This window comes from Mesorhizobium australicum WSM2073, assembly GCF_000230995.2.
GTDB classification, from domain to species: Bacteria; Pseudomonadota; Alphaproteobacteria; order Rhizobiales; family Rhizobiaceae; genus Mesorhizobium; species Mesorhizobium australicum.
Genome location: NC_019973.1, coordinates 3,397,773 through 3,417,004 on the forward strand (window position 1 = coordinate 3,397,773; position 19,232 = coordinate 3,417,004).

At 63.3% G+C, this 19,232-nt stretch carries 18 protein-coding genes; 13 read left to right on the plus strand and 5 right to left on the minus strand.

The genetic code is table 11. The features are described 5' to 3' along the window. Positions 1-7: 7 nt before the first annotated feature. Both MESAU_RS16290 and MESAU_RS16295 read left to right on the plus strand, forming a co-directional pair. Complete coding sequence (locus tag MESAU_RS16290; RefSeq protein WP_015317136.1) at positions 8-1,165, plus strand: ABC transporter permease; 1,158 nt, start codon at positions 8-10, stop codon at positions 1,163-1,165. 50 nt (positions 1,166-1,215) lie between these two features. Next, a complete protein-coding gene (locus MESAU_RS16295) occupies positions 1,216-3,537 on the plus strand; it encodes a dipeptide ABC transporter ATP-binding protein (RefSeq protein WP_015317137.1) in 2,322 nt (773 codons plus the stop codon). Positions 3,538-3,550: 13 nt separating this feature from the next. Here MESAU_RS16295 and MESAU_RS16300 read toward each other — a convergent pair whose 3' ends face one another. Then, positions 3,551-4,141 carry a transglycosylase SLT domain-containing protein gene (locus MESAU_RS16300; protein ID WP_015317138.1) on the minus strand — a complete coding sequence of 197 codons (591 nt, stop codon included), beginning with the start codon at positions 4,139-4,141 and terminating at the stop codon, positions 3,551-3,553. Positions 4,142-4,357: 216 nt separating this feature from the next. Between MESAU_RS16300 and MESAU_RS16305 the strand changes: the two genes are divergently transcribed. Both MESAU_RS16305 and MESAU_RS16310 read left to right on the plus strand, forming a co-directional pair. After that, the gene (locus tag MESAU_RS16305; RefSeq protein ID WP_015317139.1) at positions 4,358-5,896 is read left to right on the plus strand and encodes a trimethylamine methyltransferase family protein; all 1,539 of its coding nucleotides are present in this window, start codon (positions 4,358-4,360) and stop codon (positions 5,894-5,896) included. Positions 5,897-5,962: 66 nt separating this feature from the next. Continuing rightward, a complete protein-coding gene (locus tag MESAU_RS16310) occupies positions 5,963-8,404 on the plus strand; it encodes a GcvT family protein (RefSeq protein ID WP_015317140.1) in 2,442 nt (813 codons plus the stop codon). An 18-nt stretch (positions 8,405-8,422) separates the two neighbouring features. Here the strand turns inward: MESAU_RS16310 and MESAU_RS16315 are convergent, their stop codons facing one another. Continuing rightward, complete coding sequence (locus MESAU_RS16315; RefSeq protein ID WP_015317141.1) at positions 8,423-8,818, minus strand: DoxX family protein; 396 nt, start codon at positions 8,816-8,818, stop codon at positions 8,423-8,425. 213 nt (positions 8,819-9,031) lie between these two features. Here MESAU_RS16315 and MESAU_RS16320 point away from each other — a divergent pair, with 213 nt between their 5' ends. Next, complete coding sequence (locus tag MESAU_RS16320) at positions 9,032-9,520, plus strand: hypothetical protein (RefSeq protein ID WP_015317142.1); 489 nt, start codon at positions 9,032-9,034, stop codon at positions 9,518-9,520. A gap of 42 nt (positions 9,521-9,562) precedes the next feature. On the opposite strand, the gene MESAU_RS16325 is transcribed toward MESAU_RS16320, so the two are convergent. Next, positions 9,563-10,339 (minus strand): VOC family protein, encoded by a 777-nt coding sequence (locus tag MESAU_RS16325; protein ID WP_015317143.1) that lies wholly within the window; start codon positions 10,337-10,339, stop codon positions 9,563-9,565. A gap of 178 nt (positions 10,340-10,517) precedes the next feature. Here MESAU_RS16325 and MESAU_RS16330 point away from each other — a divergent pair, with 178 nt between their 5' ends. The 7 genes from MESAU_RS16330 (at position 10,518) to MESAU_RS16360 (ending at position 16,420) form a co-directional block, all read left to right on the plus strand. After that, positions 10,518-11,243 carry a gamma-glutamylcyclotransferase gene (locus MESAU_RS16330; protein WP_015317144.1) on the plus strand — a complete coding sequence of 242 codons (726 nt, stop codon included), beginning with the start codon at positions 10,518-10,520 and terminating at the stop codon, positions 11,241-11,243. A 121-nt stretch (positions 11,244-11,364) separates the two neighbouring features. Continuing rightward, the gene (locus MESAU_RS16335; RefSeq protein WP_015317145.1) at positions 11,365-12,720 is read left to right on the plus strand and encodes an NAD(P)-dependent oxidoreductase; all 1,356 of its coding nucleotides are present in this window, start codon (positions 11,365-11,367) and stop codon (positions 12,718-12,720) included. Positions 12,721-12,725: 5 nt separating this feature from the next. Then, complete coding sequence (locus MESAU_RS16340) at positions 12,726-13,568, plus strand: class I SAM-dependent methyltransferase (RefSeq protein WP_015317146.1); 843 nt, start codon at positions 12,726-12,728, stop codon at positions 13,566-13,568. Between the two features lie 12 nt (positions 13,569-13,580). After that, positions 13,581-14,894, plus strand: a complete 1,314-nt coding sequence (gene preA, locus MESAU_RS16345; protein ID WP_015317147.1) for an NAD-dependent dihydropyrimidine dehydrogenase subunit PreA — start codon at positions 13,581-13,583, stop codon at positions 14,892-14,894. Between the two features lie 106 nt (positions 14,895-15,000). Next, a complete protein-coding gene (locus MESAU_RS16350) occupies positions 15,001-15,519 on the plus strand; it encodes an RrF2 family transcriptional regulator (protein ID WP_015317148.1) in 519 nt (172 codons plus the stop codon). A 33-nt stretch (positions 15,520-15,552) separates the two neighbouring features. Next, on the plus strand, positions 15,553-16,011 hold the full coding sequence (locus MESAU_RS16355) for a carboxymuconolactone decarboxylase family protein (protein WP_015317149.1): 459 nt from the start codon (positions 15,553-15,555) through the stop codon (positions 16,009-16,011). Positions 16,012-16,081: 70 nt separating this feature from the next. Beyond that, the gene (locus MESAU_RS16360) at positions 16,082-16,420 is read left to right on the plus strand and encodes a DoxX family protein (RefSeq protein ID WP_015317150.1); all 339 of its coding nucleotides are present in this window, start codon (positions 16,082-16,084) and stop codon (positions 16,418-16,420) included. A gap of 50 nt (positions 16,421-16,470) precedes the next feature. Here the strand turns inward: MESAU_RS16360 and MESAU_RS16365 are convergent, their stop codons facing one another. Together MESAU_RS16365 and MESAU_RS16370 are read right to left on the minus strand one after the other, a co-directional pair. Next, positions 16,471-17,193, minus strand: a complete 723-nt coding sequence (locus MESAU_RS16365) for an SDR family oxidoreductase (protein WP_015317151.1) — start codon at positions 17,191-17,193, stop codon at positions 16,471-16,473. Next, complete coding sequence (locus tag MESAU_RS16370; RefSeq protein ID WP_015317152.1) at positions 17,190-18,029, minus strand: SDR family NAD(P)-dependent oxidoreductase; 840 nt, start codon at positions 18,027-18,029, stop codon at positions 17,190-17,192. Before MESAU_RS16370 ends, MESAU_RS16365 begins: the two co-directional genes overlap by 4 nt. 103 nt (positions 18,030-18,132) lie before the next feature. Between MESAU_RS16370 and MESAU_RS16375 the strand changes: the two genes are divergently transcribed. Then, complete coding sequence (locus MESAU_RS16375) at positions 18,133-19,014, plus strand: helix-turn-helix transcriptional regulator (protein ID WP_015317153.1); 882 nt, start codon at positions 18,133-18,135, stop codon at positions 19,012-19,014. Positions 19,015-19,232: the final 218 nt, after the last annotated feature.

Consider the following 19,232-nt stretch of genomic DNA (forward strand, 5'->3'; position numbering starts at 1 on the left):
AAGGCGCATGCAAGCTCAATATATCGGCGCCTCCACCATCATCCTCGAAGTGCTCTGGCGCTTCTGGCCGGTCTGGGCCGCGCTCGCCATCGTCATGGGGGCGAGCTTTCTCTACAAGAAGAAGCTGGCGCTCTACGGCCAGTTGTTCGACAGCGGCGTCGGCATAGCGGGCGTGTTCATCTGCCTGTTCTGGCTGTTCACGGCGATTTTCGCCTCGACCATCTCGCCTTTCGATCCGCTCGGCCAGATCCCGATCATGAAGGACACGCTGCCGGGCGCCATCGAACCGCAATCGGGGCTCGTCTACTTGTTCGGCGGCGACAAGCTCGCCCGCGACGTGTTCTCGCGCATGGTCTATGGCAGCCAGATCGTGCTGATCATCGCACCCGCCGCGACCGGTTTCGCGCTCATGGTCGGCATCACGCTTGGCCTGCCGGCCGGCTACTACGGCGGCAAGATCGATTCCATCCTGTCGTTCCTGGCCAACCTCGTGCTGGCCTTCCCGGTGATCCTCCTGTTCTACCTGCTGGTGACGCCGGGCATCATGGACACGCCGATCCCCTATGCGCTGGCCGGCGTCTTCTTCCTGTTTCCGATCATTTTCTTCAGCGTGCTGTTCTGGACGCGCTACAAGAACCGGCCCGACCGGATTTATATCCTGCTCGGCCTGACACTGATCATAGGCGGCTGGATCTACCTCGGCCTCGTCTTCGACAGGGACCCGCTGCACATCGTCCACATCGATCCCAACCAGCTCAATATCTTCGTCGCGGTGGTGTTCGCCTCCAGCCCGGGCGTGTTCCGCATCGTGCGCGGCCTGGTGATGGACATCAAGACGCGCGACTATGTGGCGGCGGCGCAGACGCGCGGTGAATCGCCTTGGTACATCATGCTGTGGGAGATCCTGCCCAATGCGCGCGGGCCGCTGATTGTCGATGCCTGCCTGCGCATCGGCTACACCACCATACTGCTCGGCACGCTGGGCTACTTCGGCCTGGGCCTTGCGCCCGAGAGCCCGGACTGGGGTACGGCGATCAAGGATGCCAGCCGATTGCTGCGGTCCTTTATTCACCCGGCGCTGCCGCCGACGATCGCGTTGATGTCGTTCGTGCTGGGTCTCAACCTGCTCGCCGACTCACTGCGTGAGCAATCGATGAAGGATTGACGGCGGGGTCTCAGATCCCACTTGGCCAAGAATAAGGATTGGAGCGACCCATGAACGAGGCAGTTCGAAATCCGGCACAGCCGATCATCGAGATCGAGAACCTTTCGATCTCCTTCTTCACCCGCAAGGGCGAGATACCGGCCGTCATGGACTTTTCCTGCACGGTCATGCCGGGCGAGGCAATGGGCATCGTCGGTGAATCCGGTTGCGGCAAGTCGACCGTGTCGCTCGGCATCATGCGCGACCTCTCCAACATCGGAAAGATCGTTGGCGGCAAGATCAAGTTCCAGGGCAAGGACATGGGCGAGCTCTCCGACGAGGAGCTGCGCGCCATCCGCGGCAACAAGATCGCCATGATCTACCAGGAGCCGATGGCCAGCCTCAATCCGGCGATGAAGATCGGCCAGCAGCTGATGGAAGTGCCGTTGATCCACGACAAGGTGTCGACGAAAGAGGCCTACTCCAGGGCGCTCGAAATGGTGCGCTCGGTCAAGCTTCCCGATCCCGAGCGCATGATGCGCTCCTATCCGCACCAGCTTTCCGGCGGCCAGCAGCAGCGCATCGTTATCGCCATGGCGCTGCTGTCGAAGCCGGCGCTGCTTCTGCTCGACGAGCCGACGACGGCGCTCGACGTAACCGTGGAAGCGGGCATTGTCGATCTGGTCAAGGGGTTGGGCGAGAAGTTCGGCACCTCGATGATCTTCGTGTCGCACAATCTCGGCCTCATCCTGGAAACCTGCGACCGCATCACGGTGATGTATTCGGGCGAGGCGGTCGAGACCGGCAAGATCAAGGACGTCTTCGACCGGATGCGCCACCCCTATACGCAGGGGCTGTTCCGTTCGATCCCGCTGCCTGGCGCCGACAAGAACTCGCGGCCGCTGATCTCGATCCCGGGGCAATTGCCACTGCCGCACGAACGGCCCAAAGGCTGCAATTTCGGCCCGCGCTGCCACCATTTCGTCGAGGGCGTCTGCAACGCCGCCGAAATCCCGATGATCGAAGTCGCCGGACACGAGGGCCATTTCTCGCGCTGCGTGCGCTTCAACGAGATCGATTGGGAGGCATTGCCGCCCGGCGCCAAGAAGGTGAATGAGCGCGTCGTGCCCGGCGCGCCGGTACTTAAGATCGAGGACCTGCGGAAATACTACAAGGTCGGCGGCAGCGAGGTGTTCGGCTCGAGCGAAGGCCGCGTCGTCAAGGCCAACGAGACGATCTCGTTCATGGCACGCGAATCCGAGACCGTGGCCATCGTCGGCGAATCCGGCTGCGGTAAGTCGACGCTTGCCAAGGTACTGCTCGGACTGGAAACCGCCAGCTCCGGCAGCGTCACGCTCGGCAACAAGGAAATCCAGTCGACCGGCATCGAGAAGCGCAGCGTCGACACCGTGTCGTCGATCCAGATGGTGTTCCAGAACCCGTTCGACACGCTGAACCCCAGCCATTCGGTCGGGTCGCAGATCATCCGGACGCTGGAAAAATTCAATGTCGGCAAGACCGTCGCCGACCGGCGCAAGCGCATGCTGGAACTGCTCGACCTGGTGAAACTGCCGCGGGCGTTCGAAACCCGCAAGCCGCGCCAGCTTTCCGGCGGCCAGAAGCAGCGCATCGGCGTGGCGCGAGCCTTCGCCGGCGACGCCAAGGTCGTGGTGGCCGACGAGCCGGTTTCGGCGCTCGACGTCTCGGTGCAGGCGGCGGTGACGGAACTGCTGATGGATATCCAGCGCAAGAACAAGACGACGATGCTGTTCATCAGCCACGATCTGTCTGTCGTGCGCTACATCGCCGACCGCGTCGTCGTCATGTATCTCGGCTATATCGTTGAGCAAGGCACGACAGACCAGATCTTCGCGCCGCCCTACCATCCCTATACCGAGGCGCTGCTCTCGGCGATCCCGATTGCCGACACCAGCGTGGTCAAGAAGCACATCGTGCTGGAAGGTGACATCCCCTCGGCGATGAACCCGCCGTCCGGCTGTCCGTTCCAGACACGCTGCGGCTACAAGAAGCTGGTGCCTGACAATCTGTGCGAGACCAAGGTGCCGCCGGTCAAGAATCTCGGCGATGGCCATATGAGCCTGTGCTGGCTCTCCGACGACGTGCTCAAGACCATGGAGCCGGTGATCAAGTTCGACAGGGAACATGCCGCCCATGAAGGCGTGCCTGACGACGCGCCGCATGGCGAAGGTCCGGGCTTTGCCGGCGAGCCGCCAAAGCGGCCACATGGCAAGGTGGCAGGTGCTGAGGCCGACGCGATCGGGGAGGCCGCCGAGGAGGCGGACGCCGTTTCGCGGGCCCGTCGCCACGAAGTCCGCGACGAGGTGTCGGAAACCGGTGATTCAAAACCGAAGGACACGACAAAGCCGCACTAGCGCGGACAGGACATCAGCTCCCGCATTGCTGCAGCTGAACAGCATAGTCGCGGGCCATCTTGTCGGTGGCCCGTGCGTAGCCCTGGACGCCGGCATCGCCACGATTGCCGCGGCCATAGGCGGTCCAGCCTAGGTAATAGGCGAGGTAGAGGTTGTAGGTGTCGTTGCGCGCGACGCCATATGTGTCGGCTGTCTTGGAATGATACCAGCCGACGAAGTCGACGGCGTCGGCGAATCTCGTGCGCCGCGCCGCCCAGTTGCCGGTTTCGCGCTGATATTGCGACCAGGTGCCGTCCAGCGCCTGCGAGAAGCCGGTGGCCGAGGAGACATGTTTCCACGGAATGAAGCCGAGCAGTTTGGTGCGCGGCGGCCGGGCGTTGCTCTTGAAGCCGGATTCCTTGCGCACCGTCGCCATCAGCACCGGCACCGGCACGCCATATTTCTGTGAGGCGCGCTCGGCACCCGACTGCCAATTGTCGAACCAGCCATCGTTCTGGTCGAAGACGGCGCAGACATTGTTGATGTGACTGGGTGCCGTGGCGCAGGCCGAAAGTGCCAGCAGCACGCCAACCGCTACAATTTTACTAAAACTCGACCTACGCATTGGATGAGCAATAGGCCGAAATCATAAAGGGAATCTTGCTGCCGCTGTTAACGCCTCGTCGGCACGGTCAGGTGAGAAAATGCCATAGCTGTATTCCGACGCCAATTGTCGCCTTTTATAAAGTCGTGCTGAGCATATGCCGCCTTGGCTAAAATCACGCCCGTAAACGGCGCATTTCTGACAGCTTGCGCGGTTTACCGAAGCTTTGATGCCGGCATGACCGAACCAAGACGCAAGCGCGGCGCCGAGCGTACCAGCAACCGGGGGCCAGCGCCCATCGCACAGCTGCGGCCCAGGCGGGTGATCAATCCCTATCCGCCGATGGCCTTGCTGTCACCAGACCAGATCGAGGCGATCCATCAGGCGTCGATGCACATATTGGAGAATTTCGGCATCGAGGTGATGAGCCCGCGTGCGCTGTCGCTGTTCGAGAAGGCCGGCGCCAAGGTCGATCACGCCTCGGCCAATGTGCGCGTCGATCGCGGCATGATCGACGAGGCGCTGAAGACAACGCGGTCCGGCTATACGCTGACCCCACGCAATCCAGCCAACACAATCCATCTCGGCGGCAACACCATCAATTTCACGCTGGTTGCCGGTCCTCCCAATGTGCATGACATGGAGCGGGGCCGCCGTGCCGGCAATCTGCGCGACTATGCGGATCTGACCAGGCTGGCGCAGCATTTCAACTGCGTCCACATGCTTGGCAACCAGGTCTGCGCACCGGTCGAACTGCCGGCCAACTCACGCCATCTCGATACGTACTTCACCAATCTGACGCTGACCGACAAGAGTTTTCATGTCTCGGCGATCGGCCGGGGCAGGGCGCTGGACGGCATCGAGATGATGGCGATCGCGCGTGGGATGACGCTGGACCAGATGGCTGATGATCCCGGCATTGCCACCATCATCTCTGTCAACTCGCCGCGTCGCTTCGACGAGATGATGGCCGAGGGGCTGATGACCATGGCCGAGTACGGGCAGTCGGTGGCGGTGACACCGTTCACGTTGATGGGAGCGATGAGCCCGGTGACGCTGGCCGGGGCGCTGGCGCAGCAGAATGCCGAGGCGCTGTTCGGCGTGGTGCTGACGCAGCTGGTGCGGCCAGGCGCGCCCGTGATGTACGGCGCCTTCACCTCCAATGTCGACATGAAGTCGGGCGCGCCGGCCTTCGGCACGCCTGAAAACACCAAGGCCAACATTGCTTCGGGTCAATTGGCGCGCCGCTATGGCCTGCCATACCGGACGACGCCCGGTTCGGCTTCCAACGTCGCCGACGCGCAAGGCGCCTATGAGACCCTGATGGCGTTGTGGGGCGCGGTGCTTGGCCATGGCAATCTCGTCTACCACGCCGCCGGCTGGCAGGAGGGCGGGCTGACGGCTTCGTTCGAGAAATTCATCATCGACGTCGAGATGATCCAGCACATGATGGAGTTTTTGCGCCCGATCGTGGTCGACGAGGCCGAACTTGCCGTCGAGGCGCTGGGCGCGGTGCCGACCGGCGGCCATTTCTTCGGCGAGCCGCACACGCTGGAGCGCTACGCCACCGCCTTCTACCAGCCGATGCTCTCCAACTGGCAGAATTACGAGGCCTGGCAGGAGGCCGGCGGCCTCGACGCGACCGCGCGCGCGACGCGGCTGTGGAAGAAGGCGCTGGAGGATTATGTCGAGCCGGTGATGAACATCGCCGTACGCGAAGCGCTCGAGGCCTACGTGGCCAAGCGCAAGGAAGCGATCGGACAGGGCGAGCCGTGATGCGCCACGAACGTCCCGTTTTGAATCATCCCACCCATCCAACTAACTGATATCAGAGAAGAAACCATGAAATCGCCTGCAAAGGTCGTGGTCATCGGCGGTGGCGTCGTCGGATGTTCGGTGCTGTTCCATCTCGCCCATCATGGCTGGACCGACGTCGTGCTGCTGGAGCGCGACGAGCTGACCTCGGGCTCGACCTGGCACGCGGCCGGCGGCATGCACACGATCAATGGCGATCCCAACGTCGCCAAGCTGCAGAAATACACCATCAACCTCTACAAGGAGATCGAGGAGCTGTCGGGCCAGGCAACCGGCGTCCACCTGACCGGCGGCGTGCTTCTTGCGGCCACCGAGGCGCGGCTCGACTGGCTGCGCGGGGTGGTCGCCAAGGGCCGTTATCTCGGCATCGAGCTGGAGGAAATCTCCCCGAAAGAGGCGGCCGAACTGATGCCGCTGCTCGATCCCAAGCAGTTCGTCGGCGCCGTCCGCAACAAGGAGGACGGCCACCTCGATCCCTCCGGTGTCACCCACGCCTATGCCAAGGCGGCACGAAAACTCGGCGCCGAGGTGGAGCGCTTCACCAAGGTCAAGGATATCGTGCGCCGTCCCGACGGGCTGTGGCGCGTCATCACCAACAAGGGCGAGGTGGTGGCCGAGCATGTCGTCAATGCCGGCGGCCTGTGGGCGCGCGAGGTCGGCCGCATGGTTGGGCTCGAACTGCCAGTACTGGCGATGGAGCACATGTACCTGATCACCGAGGACATGCCGGAGGTTGCCGCCTGGAACCAGAAAACCGGCACCGAAATCATCCATGCGGTCGATTTCGACGGCGAACTCTATCTGCGCCAGGAACGCGGCGGCATGCTGATGGGCACCTATGAGAAAGCCAACAAACCATGGTCAGAATACCAGACGCCGTGGAATTTCGGCCATGAATTGCTGGCGCCGGATATCGACCGCATCGCGCCGTCGCTCGAGGTCGGTTTCCGGCATTTCCCGGCTTTCCAGAACACCGGCATCAAGCAGATCATCAATGGGCCCTTCACTTTCGCGCCCGACGGCAACCCGCTGGTCGGGCCGGTGCGCGGCCTGCCGGGCTTCTGGGTCGCCTGCGGCGTCATGGCCGGCTTCAGCCAGGGCGGTGGCGTTGGTCTGGCGCTATCCAACTGGATGATCGAGGGCGATCCCGGCGCCGATATCTGGGCGATGGATGTTGCGCGCTACGGCGACTGGGCGACGATGGCCTACACCAACGCCAAGGTGCGCGAAAACTATTCCCGGCGTTTTTCGATCCGCTTCCCCAACGAGGAACTGCCGGCCGGGCGGCCGCTAAAGACGACGCCCGTCTACGACCTGTTGTCGGCCAAGGGTGCGCAGTGGGGCGTCGCCTACGGGCTGGAAGTGCCGCTCTGGTACGCGCCGGAAGGCGTCAAGGACGAATTCTCATGGCGGCGCTCAAGCGACTTCAGCCATGTCGCCGCCGAAGTCGCGACGGTTCGCGCAGGCGTCGGCTTGTCGGAGATATCGAGCTTTGCCAAATACAAGGTGACGGGCGAGGGGGCCGCGGCCTGGCTCGACCGGATGCTCGCCTGCAAGCTGCCGAAGCCCGGCCGGATGACGCTCGCCCCGATGCTGAAGGACGACGGCAGGCTGATCGGCGATTTCACGCTGGCCAATCTCAGCCCCCAAGGTCGGGAAGAAGGGGGCTGGTTCCTGGCCGGCTCCGGCATTGCCGAGCAATATCACATGCGCTGGTTCGAGCAGCATCTGCCCGACGATCGCTCGGTCCATATCGAAGCGCTGGGACAAAAGCTTACCGGCCTGTCGATTGCCGGCCCCAAGGCCAGGGACGTGCTGGCGAAAGCCACGCGCTCCGACATCTCGAACGCGGCATTTCCCTTCATGGCCGTCGGCAAGATGGATGTCGGCATGGCGCCATGCCTGGTCGGCCGCGTCAGCTACACCGGCGATCTCGGCTACGAGATCTGGGTGGTGCCGGAATATCAGCGTGCCGCCTATCAGGCGCTGATGGCGGCGGGGGCGGAATTCGGCATCGGCCTGTTCGGCTCGCGCGCGCTCAACGCGCTCAGGCTGGAGAAGAACTACGGCTCATGGGGGCGCGAATACCGGCCGATCTACGGGCCGCTGGAAGCCGGCATCGATCGTTTCGTCGCCTACGGCAAGGACGCGGATTTCATCGGCAAGGCGGCGGCTCTGGCCGAGCGCAAACAGGGCGGCAAGTTGCGGCTGCGCGCCTTCATCGTCGATGCCGACGATGCCGATGTCATCGGCGACGAACCGATCTGGTTCGGTGGCGCGGTGCGCGGCTGGGTGACGTCGGGCGGCTATGCCCATCATTCGAAGAAGTCGGTCGCTCTCGGCTATGTGCCGAAGGAGATCGCAGAGAAGAGCGACGGCTTCGAAATCGAGTTGCTCGGCAAACGGCATGCGGCGCGAATCCAGGCGGCGCCGCTGTTCGATGCGAATTTCGAACGGATGCGGGGGTGAACCACCCCCGCATGGGGTTCACGCGCTACGGCGGTTGTCCAGCGCGAAGGCGCCGGCGCCGGCAAAGACCAGATAGAGGAATATGAAGCAGAACGAGATCGCCGAATCGCCGCTGTTGTTGACGGGGAAGAAGTCGCGCGGCATGTGAGCCATGAAATAGGCAATCGCCATTTCGCCGGCCAGAAGGAATGCGACCGGGCGGGTGAAAAGGCCCAGCGCCAGCAGAATGCCACCGGCGAATTCGAGGATGCCCGCTGCTAGCGGCAGTCCGCTCAACGCGGTGGCTGCGTGGTCGCTGGCGGGGAAATTGAACAGTTTCTGCGTGCCGTGCTCGATGAACTGCAGCGCGGTCATGATGCGCAGAACGCCAAGCGCCTGCGGCTGGTATCTGGCTAGGCCATCGAATAGCTTCATCCAAAACTCCGTTTGGCTTCTCGGATCGGCCATAGGTTATTGCCCGGCAGTGGACCATTCACTTCCCATGGCCCGCCATCAATAATTGGTGATTGGAAATGTTCCCCAGTCTGACCTTTCACATTGTTCTCGTCAAGGTTGCATTTTTTCCTGTTTGGTTGTATTGGCTGTCGACGTCGATTTGGATGCTCTTCACATGTGGGTTCCCTTGCCATGAAAAAAGTCGCCATCAGCCTGTTCGCAATCCTTCTGAGTACCAGTTTAGCCATGGCCGAGGACGCCGGCTGCGAGGCCTTCAGATGGCCGGTGACGCGCGAACAGGCGCTGTTTGCAACCGCACCCTCAACGCCGTCCGGAGCGACACTGGCAGTGGGGGCGGCCGCGGATCTGGCGCTGGTGCCGGCCGAGAAGGCCGGCTTTGCGGTGCCGCCCGAACGCGCGCCCGCGGAGGGCACGTTCGGTGCCGTCGCCAGTGTGGCGGTGCCTCCGGAGGGGACCATCCAGATCAGCCTTTCGGGAGAGGCCTGGGTCGATGTCATCCAGGACGGCAAAGCCGTGAAATCGTCCGGCTATAGCGGCGTCAAGACCTGCCCCGGCATCCGCAAAAGCGTGCGCTTCAAGCTGGCGGCCGGCCAAGCCACCGTCCAGTTCAGCGGTGCCAGGAAAGAGACCCTCAAGGTCGCGGTGCTGGCACCGGAATAAGCCGACGCCAGCAAGCGTGATATCTGCGGTTGACGCGGGCGCTTATCGCACCGGCGCCATCAAAGCGAAGTGCGCGCCTTGCGGATCCTGGCATTGCACGACCCAGCTGCCTCCGGGGACCTCCATCGGTCCCATCAGGATCTTGCCGCCATTGTCGGTGACGCGTTTTGCGGCCGCGTCGATGCCGGTGACGTTAAAATAGAACTGCCAGACCGGCACCGGAATCTGCTCGGGCTTGTTCATGATGCCACCGCCGGATTCGGGGCCGGCGGTAAAGGTCTGGTAAGTGCCCATCGGCCCCATGTCGAATTCGCCGGCATTGGCCCAGCCGAACTGGCTGGAATAGAAGTCAAATGCGGCCTTCCAGTCGCTCGTATAAAGCTCATGCCAGCCGATATGGCCCGGCGTGCTGGCCGGCACGACGGGCTGGTCGGGGCCGTTCGGCTGCAGGAGCATGAAGGTCGCGCCTTGCGGATCGGCCACGACGGCAAAGCGGCCGACGCCTGGAATGTCGTCGGGCTGGCGGTGAACGGCGCCACCCGCCTTTTCCAGCGACGCTGTTGCCGCGTCGACATCCCTGGCGTGGATGTAGCCCAGCCAGGCGGGCGGCATGCCCATCTTGGCGGCATCCTGAGGCATCGTCATCAGGCCGCCGACGCCACGCTCGCCGGCATTCATGACGACATAGCGCGGCATGCCTGGAGCCTTATCGAAGGGCTCGGCCTTCCAGCCCACCACGGCGGGGTAGAAAGCCTCGGCGGCGTCGAGGTCTGATGTCATCAGTTCGTACCAGAAGAAGGGCATCGGGGATTGTGGCATGGTCGGTCTCCTCACCTTTGTGCGCCGATCGTCGTTCGATCCATCCTAGGACGATCTTGACGACGGAAATCCGACATCTGGGCTGGAAATCGGGAACGGCAAGGCGCACCCTCTTGGCAATCTTGCGTGTCTTGCGATTTTCGCCTTTGCTTGGCCTCGAGGAGGAGGTCGTCGTTCCATGCGGCAGATGTCACTTACAGCCGAGCTTGTCGCACTGTGCCATCGCGACGAGGCCGATCCCGGGCCCAGCGGCGGCTGGACGCAACTGAGCGACGAGGATTTCCGGGTCCTTTCCGCGCGGCTCGCCGATGAAGCAGATGCGGGGCCGCTATGGGTGTTCGCCTATGGCTCGCTGATCTGGAAGCCGGCTTTCGAGTCCGTCGAACGCCAGCGTGCCACCGCCCATGGCTGGCACCGCTCGTTCTGCATCGACATGGTTCGCTGGCGCGGCAGCGTCGCGCAGCCTGGACTGATGATGGCGCTCGAACGCGGCGGGCGGTGCGATGGTGTGATCTACCGTTTGCCGGAAGGGGAGAAGACTGCTCAGATCGAAAGGCTGTTGCGGCGCGAGATCGACGATCATGAGAGCGTCGCTTCGGTCAGGTGGGTCTCGGTGCGTACGGCGCAAGGGCATCTTCGGGCGCTGGGTTTCTGGGTCGGGGTGACGGGCAGGGGCACTTCGCTCGGGCAGCCGCTGGACCGGGTGGCGCGGGTGCTGGCGCGGGCCTGTGGCCATGTCGGATCGGGCGCCGAATATCTCTACAACACCGTCAGCCACCTCGAGGAATTCGGCATTCGCGACCGCAATCTGTGGCGCCTGCAGCAATTGGTCGCCGACGAAATCAGGTCTATCCATGGCAATGGCAGGGGCGGCGGCCTTATCCCAGTGTCACCGTCATCATAACATGAATACCACTATCATGTTTTCTTCCAGTCTTTTCAACGGTTTGTGCCAAAAATTGACCAATTGATAAAAAAATAAAACGTGCTAGCCTTCCCCAAAACGAAAACATGGGGAACTGAGAATGCCAGAAGGCCAGTTCAAAGAGGGTATTGTCGGCGGCCGGCTTCTGCCCGACCAATACGCGGATAATTTTTCCGACCTGCATCCCCCGCTCGATCATCACGAGGCGCTGGTCGAATCCGACCGCTGCTATTTCTGCTACGACGCGCCGTGCATGAACGCATGCCCGACCTCGATCGACATTCCGCTGTTCATCCGCCAGATCTCGACCGGTAACCCGATCGGCTCGGCCAAGACCATCTTCGACCAGAACATTTTGGGCGGCATGTGCGCCCGCGTCTGCCCCACCGAGACGCTGTGCGAGGAGGTTTGCGTGCGCGAGGTTGCGGAAGGCAAGCCGGTCCAGATCGGTCGTCTGCAGCGCTACGCCACCGATGTCGCGATGAGCGAGAGCAGGCAATTTTATCCGCGCGCCGAGCCGACAGGAAAAACCGTAGCCGTCGTCGGCGCCGGCCCGGCCGGTCTTGCCGCGGCGCACCGGCTCGCCCGCCATGGCCATGACGTGACCATCCTGGAGGCGCGCCCGAAGGCGGGCGGCCTCAACGAATATGGCATCGCCGCATATAAGAGCGTCGACAACTTTGCCCAGGCCGAGGTCGACTATGTCACCGCGATCGGCGGCATCGACATCCAGAATGGCAAGGCGCTCGGCCGCGATTACCAGCTCTCCGACCTGATCCGCAATTACGACGCCGTTTTCCTTGGCATGGGGCTTGGCGGTGTCAACGCGCTGCGCGCCGATGGCGAGGATGCCGCCGGCGTCACCAACGCGGTCGAATTCATTGCCGAACTGCGCCAGGCCAGCGACCTCTCCGGATTGCCGGTCGGCCGCCGCGTCGTCGTCATCGGCGGCGGCATGACGGCGATCGACGCCGCCGTGCAGTCGAAGCTGCTTGGCGCCGAGGAGGTGACGATCTGCTACCGGCGCGGCCAGGAGCATATGAACGCCTCCGAATTCGAACAGGACCTGGCCGCCGCCAATGGCGTCACCATCCGTCACTGGCTGCAGCCGAAGCGGGTGATTGCCGAAGGCGGCAAGGTCAGTGCCATCGAACTCGAATACACGGCACTCGACGGCGACCGGCTTGCCGGCACCGGCGAGACGCTGACGCTGGTTGCCGACCAGGTGTTCAAGGCCATCGGCCAGAGTTTCGTGCCGGCTGCACTCAACGGCAGCGGGGCGTCGATCGATCTCGAAGCCGGCCGTATCAAGGTCGACGCGGAAGGGCGCACATCGCTGGCCAAGGTCTGGGCCGGCGGCGACTGCATTTTTGGTGGCGACGACCTGACCGTTTCGGCTGTGGCGCAAGGCCGCGACGCGGCGGAAAGCATCCACAGGAGCCTGACCCAGGGATAAGGACCATGGCCACGGTGGAACCGGGCATTGCCCGTCACTACGAGATTTCAGGCCTGGAGGAGCGGATTCTTGCCGCGCTTGCCGACACCGGCGTGGAAATTGACCATCTGAGCGCTGACGATCTCGCAGCGGTCGACGAATTCCACATTGGCGGCGTGGCCGCCACCAGGGAACTCATCGACCAGATGGGGCTGAAGCCTGGAGCCCGGCTTCTCGACATCGGTTCAGGCATCGGCGGCCCGGCCCGTTTTGCCGCGAACAATGCCGGCGCCGATGTCACCGGCATCGACCTGACCCAAAGCTATGTCGATATCGCGACCAGCCTGTCGAAACGGGTGGGAATGGCCGGCAAGACGCGCTTCGTGCAAGGCAGCGCGCTGGACATGCCGTTCGGCAAGGCCAGCTTCGATGCGGCAATGATCCTGCATGTCGGCATGAACCTTCCCGACAAGGCCAAGCTGATGAGCGAGGCCGCCTGCGTGCTGAAGCCCGGCGGCGTCTTTGCCGTCTATGACGTGATGCGGCTCAAGGATGGAGCACTGGCCTATCCGCTGCCATGGGCATCAGACGCGACCATATCGTTCGTCGCCACGCCTGCTGATTATCGAGCGGCCGCCACCGCCTGCGGCTTTTCAGTAATCGCCGAGCGCCCGCGCGGCGCTTTCGCCATCGAATTCTTCGCCACCATGCGTGCCCGCATGGCTGCCGCGCAGGCCGAGGGCAAAAAGCCGCCGCCCGGCGTCGGCCTGATCATGGGCGAGGATGCCCGCACCAAGATCGCCAATCTCACCGCCGCGCTTGAAGGCGGCATTCTTGCACCCGTGGAAATGCTCCTTCGTCTCGGTTGAAAGGGACCTGTCATGGCTGACATCAGAAATAATTTCGTCGGCATCAAATCGCCCAATCCGTTCTGGCTGGCCTCGGCGCCGCCGACCGACAAGGCCTACAACGTCATCCGCGCTTTCAAGGCGGGTTGGGGCGGTGTCGTCTGGAAGACGCTTGGCGAAGAGGGGCCGCCGGTGGTCAACGTCAACGGCCCGCGCTATGGCGCGATCTGGGGCGCCGACCGGCGCCTGCTCGGCCTCAACAACATCGAGCTGATCACCGACCGCGATTTGCAGACCAATCTGCGCGAGATGAAGCAGGTCAAGATGGATTGGCCCGACCGTGCGCTGATCGCCTCGATCATGGTGCCCTGCGTCGAGGAGAGCTGGAAATCGATCCTGCCGCTGGTCGAGGAGACCGGCGCCGACGGCATCGAGCTCAATTTCGGCTGTCCGCACGGCATGTCGGAACGCGGCATGGGTGCGGCCGTCGGCCAGGTGCCGGAATATATCGAAATGGTGGTGCGCTGGTGCAAGCAATATACGCGCATGCCCGTCGTCACCAAGCTGACGCCCAACATCGCCGATATCCGCAAGCCGGCGCGGGCAGCGCATGCCGGCGGCACCGACGCGGTGTCGCTGATCAACACCATCAATTCGATCACCGGCGTCGACCTCGACAGTTTCGCGCCGATGCCGACCATCGATGGCAAGGGTTCGCATGGTGGCTATTGCGGTCCGGCGGTGAAGCCGATCGCCATGAACATGGTGGCCGAGATCGCCCGCGACCCCGAAACCCGCGGCCTGCCGATCTCCGGCATTGGCGGCATCACCACGTGGCGGGACGCCGCCGAATTCATGGCGCTAGGCGCCGGCAATGTGCAGGTCTGCACGGCGGCGATGACCTACGGCTTCAAGATCGTGCAGGAGATGATCGCCGGCCTCGAAAACTGGATGGACGAGAAGGGCCACCGCTCGCTCGACGACATTATCGGCCGCGCCACGCCCAACGTCACCGACTGGCAGTATCTCAACCTCAACTATGTCGCCAAGGCGCATATCGACCAGGATGCCTGCATCAAATGCGGCCGCTGCCACATCGCCTGCGAGGACACCTCGCACCAGGCGATCACCAGCATGGTCAACGGCGTCAGGCATTTCGAGGTGATCGAGGCCGAATGCGTCGGCTGCAATCTGTGCGTCAATGTCTGCCCGGTGGACAATTGCATCACCATGGAGCCGCTTGCGGCCGGCGCGTTGGACCAGCGCACCGGCAGACCTGTGTCGCCGGTCTATGCCAACTGGACCACCCACCCGAACAACCCGATGGCCAAGGTGGCGGCGGAGTAGGGGTAACCTTTCAAAAGCGGCTTCTCCGGGCGTCGCCTTTTCATTTTCTTATTGCAGATAAATTTTATCCAGGATATGATGTATCTACGAATTGGAGACTAGCATTATGAAGCTGGGCGAGGGCGTTGAGGCGGCCATCCACTGCGCGGCGACACTGGCGAGCGTCGACGGCAACAGTACCATGCCGGGCGCGGCGCTGGCGGAATCCTTCGGCCTGTCGCCGAGCTATTTGCTGAAGCACCTCAACATGCTGACGGCGTCCGGCATTCTGGAATCGGTGCCGGGTCCCGCCGGCGGCTACCGGCTGGCGCGGGCTGCCGAACGCATCACGCTGCTCGACATCGTGCTGGCCATCGAAGGGCGCGAGCCGGCTTTTCGCTGCGGCGAGATCCGCCGCAACGGTCCGGTCAAGATCGATGCCTCCGCCTATGTGAAACCTTGCGGCATCAATGCCGCGATGCTCAAGGCGGAGCGCGCCTACCGGGCAGCGCTCGCCGAGGTGAAGTTGTCCGACATCGTGGCGGATTACGCTGCGGAAGGCGACCCCAGATCGTTTGCCGCGAGCTGCGCCTTTGTCGAGCGCCATCAACGGCGGCAGAAACCCAGTTCAACCAACCAAGCCTAAATTAACCTCCCCAAGGATGTGAAAGGAAAGACGATGAAACAGAGGCTGCAGTTCTTCGCCAAGGCGCCCGAGATCATGAAGGCTGTGTCGGCACTCAACAAGGCGGTCGACGAATGTGGACTGGAGGTGAGCCTGCTGCACCTGGTCAAGCTCAGGGCCTCGCAGATCAATGGCTGCTCGTTCTGCGTCGAGATGCACAGCCGCGAGGCCAGGCGCGACGGCGAGACCGAGCAGCGGCTCTATCTCGTCGCCGCCTGGAAGGAATCGCCGCTGTTCTCCGAGCGCGAACGCGCCGGACTGGCCTGGACCGAGGCGGTGACGCTGATCGCCAACGATGGCGTGCCGGACGAACTCTATGCGCGCACGCTGGAGCATTTCTCGGAAGAGGAACTGGTCAAGCTCTCCGTCGCGATCGGCATGATCAACACATGGAACCGACTTTGCATTCCGTTCCACGCCATCCATCCGATGCCGGCCGCCAAGGCGGCCTGACAGTCCGGACATCTGTTGGGGGCGCCGCCGGGGAAAGGCGGCGCCCCTACTGTTTCAAAGGGGGAGTTCAATGCCTGTCGATTTGCCTTCGACCTTGCTGTTTCTCGGTCGCCTGCTGCTCGGCGGTGCCTTTGTCTTCGCCGGCCTGCGCAACATCCAGAACGCGGATTTCCTGACCAGGTTGGTGGCCGCGCGTGGCGTGCCCCAGGCCCGGCTGGCGTTGTGGGCTGGCATTGTCGCGCAGATCATCGCGGGAGTGCTGGTGATGGTCGGCCTCTGGACCGCGATTGCCTGCGTGGTGCTGGTGCTGTTCCTGATCGTGGCGACGCCGATGTTCCACAATTTCTGGGATCATCAGGTCCGGAGCGTGCATCCCGCATCAATGGCTTCGTCGGCAATGTCGCACTGAGCGGAGTTTTTTTGTCGCTGATCGCGCAGTCGCTTTAACTCTCCAACGTTTTACGCCGCGAACCGTAGGCCGCCGTCGCAGGTCAGCACCTGGCCGGTCATGAAGCCGTTGGAGACGAGGAAGGCTATCGCCGAGGCGACGTCCTCGGCGCGGCCGATGCGGCCGACCGGCGTTTTCCCCGCATAGTCGGCAAAGACCGCCTGCCGCTGCTCTGCGGGCAAAAAGTCCCACCATGGCGTGTCGATGACACCCGGCGCCACGACGTTGACGCGCAGCGGCTTCAGCTCGATGGCCAGGATCGGCGCCACGGTCAGGAGCATGCCATTGATGGCGCCGATGCCGGCGACGCCCGGCGTGGCGAGCTGGGCCGATACCGCCGAGATGAAGGTGACCGACCCCGATTTGTTCAGCGTCGGCAAGGCGGCCTGCAGGCAGGAGAGTTGAGGCCGCACTTTCTCGTCGACGCCTCCGGCGATATCGGTGAGATCGAGGGTCTGGAACGGGCCGAGGCCCTTGCCACCGCTCGCCGCCAGAACGAGATGGTCGAACGGACCGAGGCGCTCGAAGAATTGGCGCACCTCATCCGGTTTCGAAGCGTCGAAGGCCGCCTTGTCGGCGGCTCCGCCAAGGCTTTTCCAGGCGCTGATGAGCCTGTCCTGGTTGCGCCCGGTGATCGTGACCTTCATGCCCGGGCCGAGCAGTTTGCGCGCCGTCGCCAGGCCGATGCCGGATGAGCCGCCGATGATCACCGTGTGTTCGATGTTGCTGGTCATGAATGCTGTTCCTTCGTTTCAGGGAAAGCCAGCCCGACGAGGTCGAGGCTCAGGCTTCGCAATTGTTGTCTTGCCTTGGCATCGTAAGCCTGGGCGTCGGCGCGGGATTCGCGCAGGCCGTCGAAATAGAGGCCGCTGCGCCCTTCCAGCGCGGGCGAGGTGGCGAGATTCAAGATAGCCTCGGCGCCGGTCTCGACCGAACTCCATGGCGTGACGCCCGCCTGGCGGACCATGGTGGTGTTCATGTAGCTCGCCGGATGCAGCGCGTTGACGGTGACGCCGCTGCCTTCCAACTGCCCGGCCAGATCGACGGTGAACAGGATCTGCGCCAGCTTGCTCTGGCAATAGGCGCGCACGCCGCTATAGCCGCGGGTCAGCATGACGTCTCCGAAATCGATCGCCTGCTGGCCGGCGGACGCGACATTGACGATGCGTGCCGGGGCGCTCGCCTTCAGCAGCGGCAGAAGCTCCGAGGTCAGCAGGAAGCCGGCGAGATAATTGACGGCAAAGCGCAACTCGTAGCCATCGGCGCTTGTCTGTCGTTTGTCGCCAGCGGTGCCGACGCCGGCATTGTTGATGAGGATGTCGAGGCGGCTCGTGCTGGCGCGCACGGCTTCGGCGAGGCGTCGTACCTGCGCCAGCGAAGCGAGATCGGCCGCGAAAAACTCGGCCTTGCCGCCGGCGGCTTCGATGGCGGCGATAGTGGCGTCGCCGCGTGTGGCATCGCGGCCATGCACCAGCACCCGTGCGCCGGCGGCACCCAGCCTTTGCGCCACCACGCGGCCGACGCCGTCGGTCGAGCCGGTGATGAGGATGGTCTTGTCTTTCAATTCCATGTTCAGAGCCTCCTGTTGTTGCTCTGAACGCAAGATGGAGCGCTTCGCCTACGTCAAACAGTTCAAACTTTATCCTGGTATCAATACTGCTATAATAGCCGGTATGAACGCTCCCGTTGCCTCCACCCGATCAGCCGACGAGAGCCGCCGGCGCGAACTCGGCGCCTTCCTGCGGTCGCGCCGGGAAAGGCTGGCGCCATCGGCCACCGGCATCGCGACAGGTCCGCGACGGCGCACGCCGGGTCTGCGGCGGGAGGAAGTGGCGATGATCGCCGGTGTCGGCACCACCTGGTACACCTGGCTCGAGCAGGGCAGGGACGTGCGGCCCTCGGTGGAAGTGCTGGCGGCGCTCTGCGAGGCTTTGCGCCTCGACGCCGTCGAGAAGCGGCATCTGTTCATCCTGGCCGGCCGCCAGCAGCCGGAGCGTCGTGTGGCGGCACCTGAAAAGGTCGACGCTACGCTGTTGCACATGCTGCAAAGCCTGGTGCTGCAGCCCGCCTATGTCGTCGGCCGTCGTTGGGACGTTCTTGCCTGGAACGACGCGGCCGTGGCGGTGTTCGGCGACTATGGCTTGCTCGAGGGCGATAGCAGAAACATCGTCCACATGGTGTTCACCAACCCGCACCATCGCCGCCTGCTGGTCGACTGGGAAGAACTCGCCCGCGTGGTGCTTGCTTCGTTTCGTGCCGAAAGCGCCAAATATGTCGGCGATCTGGATTTCGAACGGCTGATCGCGCTGATGATGAGTTCAAGTCCCGAGTTCCGTGACTGGTGGCCCCGGCGCGACGTGGCGCGCAGGCTGACTGGCGTGAAGCATGTCCGGCATCCCACAGTGGGCCTGATGGCCTTCGAGCATATGAGCCTGTCGATCGACGACGGCTCGGACATGCGGCTGATCGTCTACACGCCGCTCGCCGAGCAGAACTCGATCTCCAAACTTCAACAACTGCTGGAGGCGATGCCGGCCGAACGGCGCAGCGCGTGAAGTTATCTGCCGGCGCGCTCTCAACTTCGTCATCCACGGGCGGAGCGGAAGCGAAGCGGACACGCAGACCCGAGGATCCATGCCGTTACCTTGACAGTATAGTGCAGCCGAGCAGAATTCTGGACCGTAGCGGCGCTCATGTGTCGCGGCATGGATTCTAGGGTCTGCGCCGCGTCGCTTCGCTCCTTGCTTCGCCCTAGAATGACGAAGCCAATGTG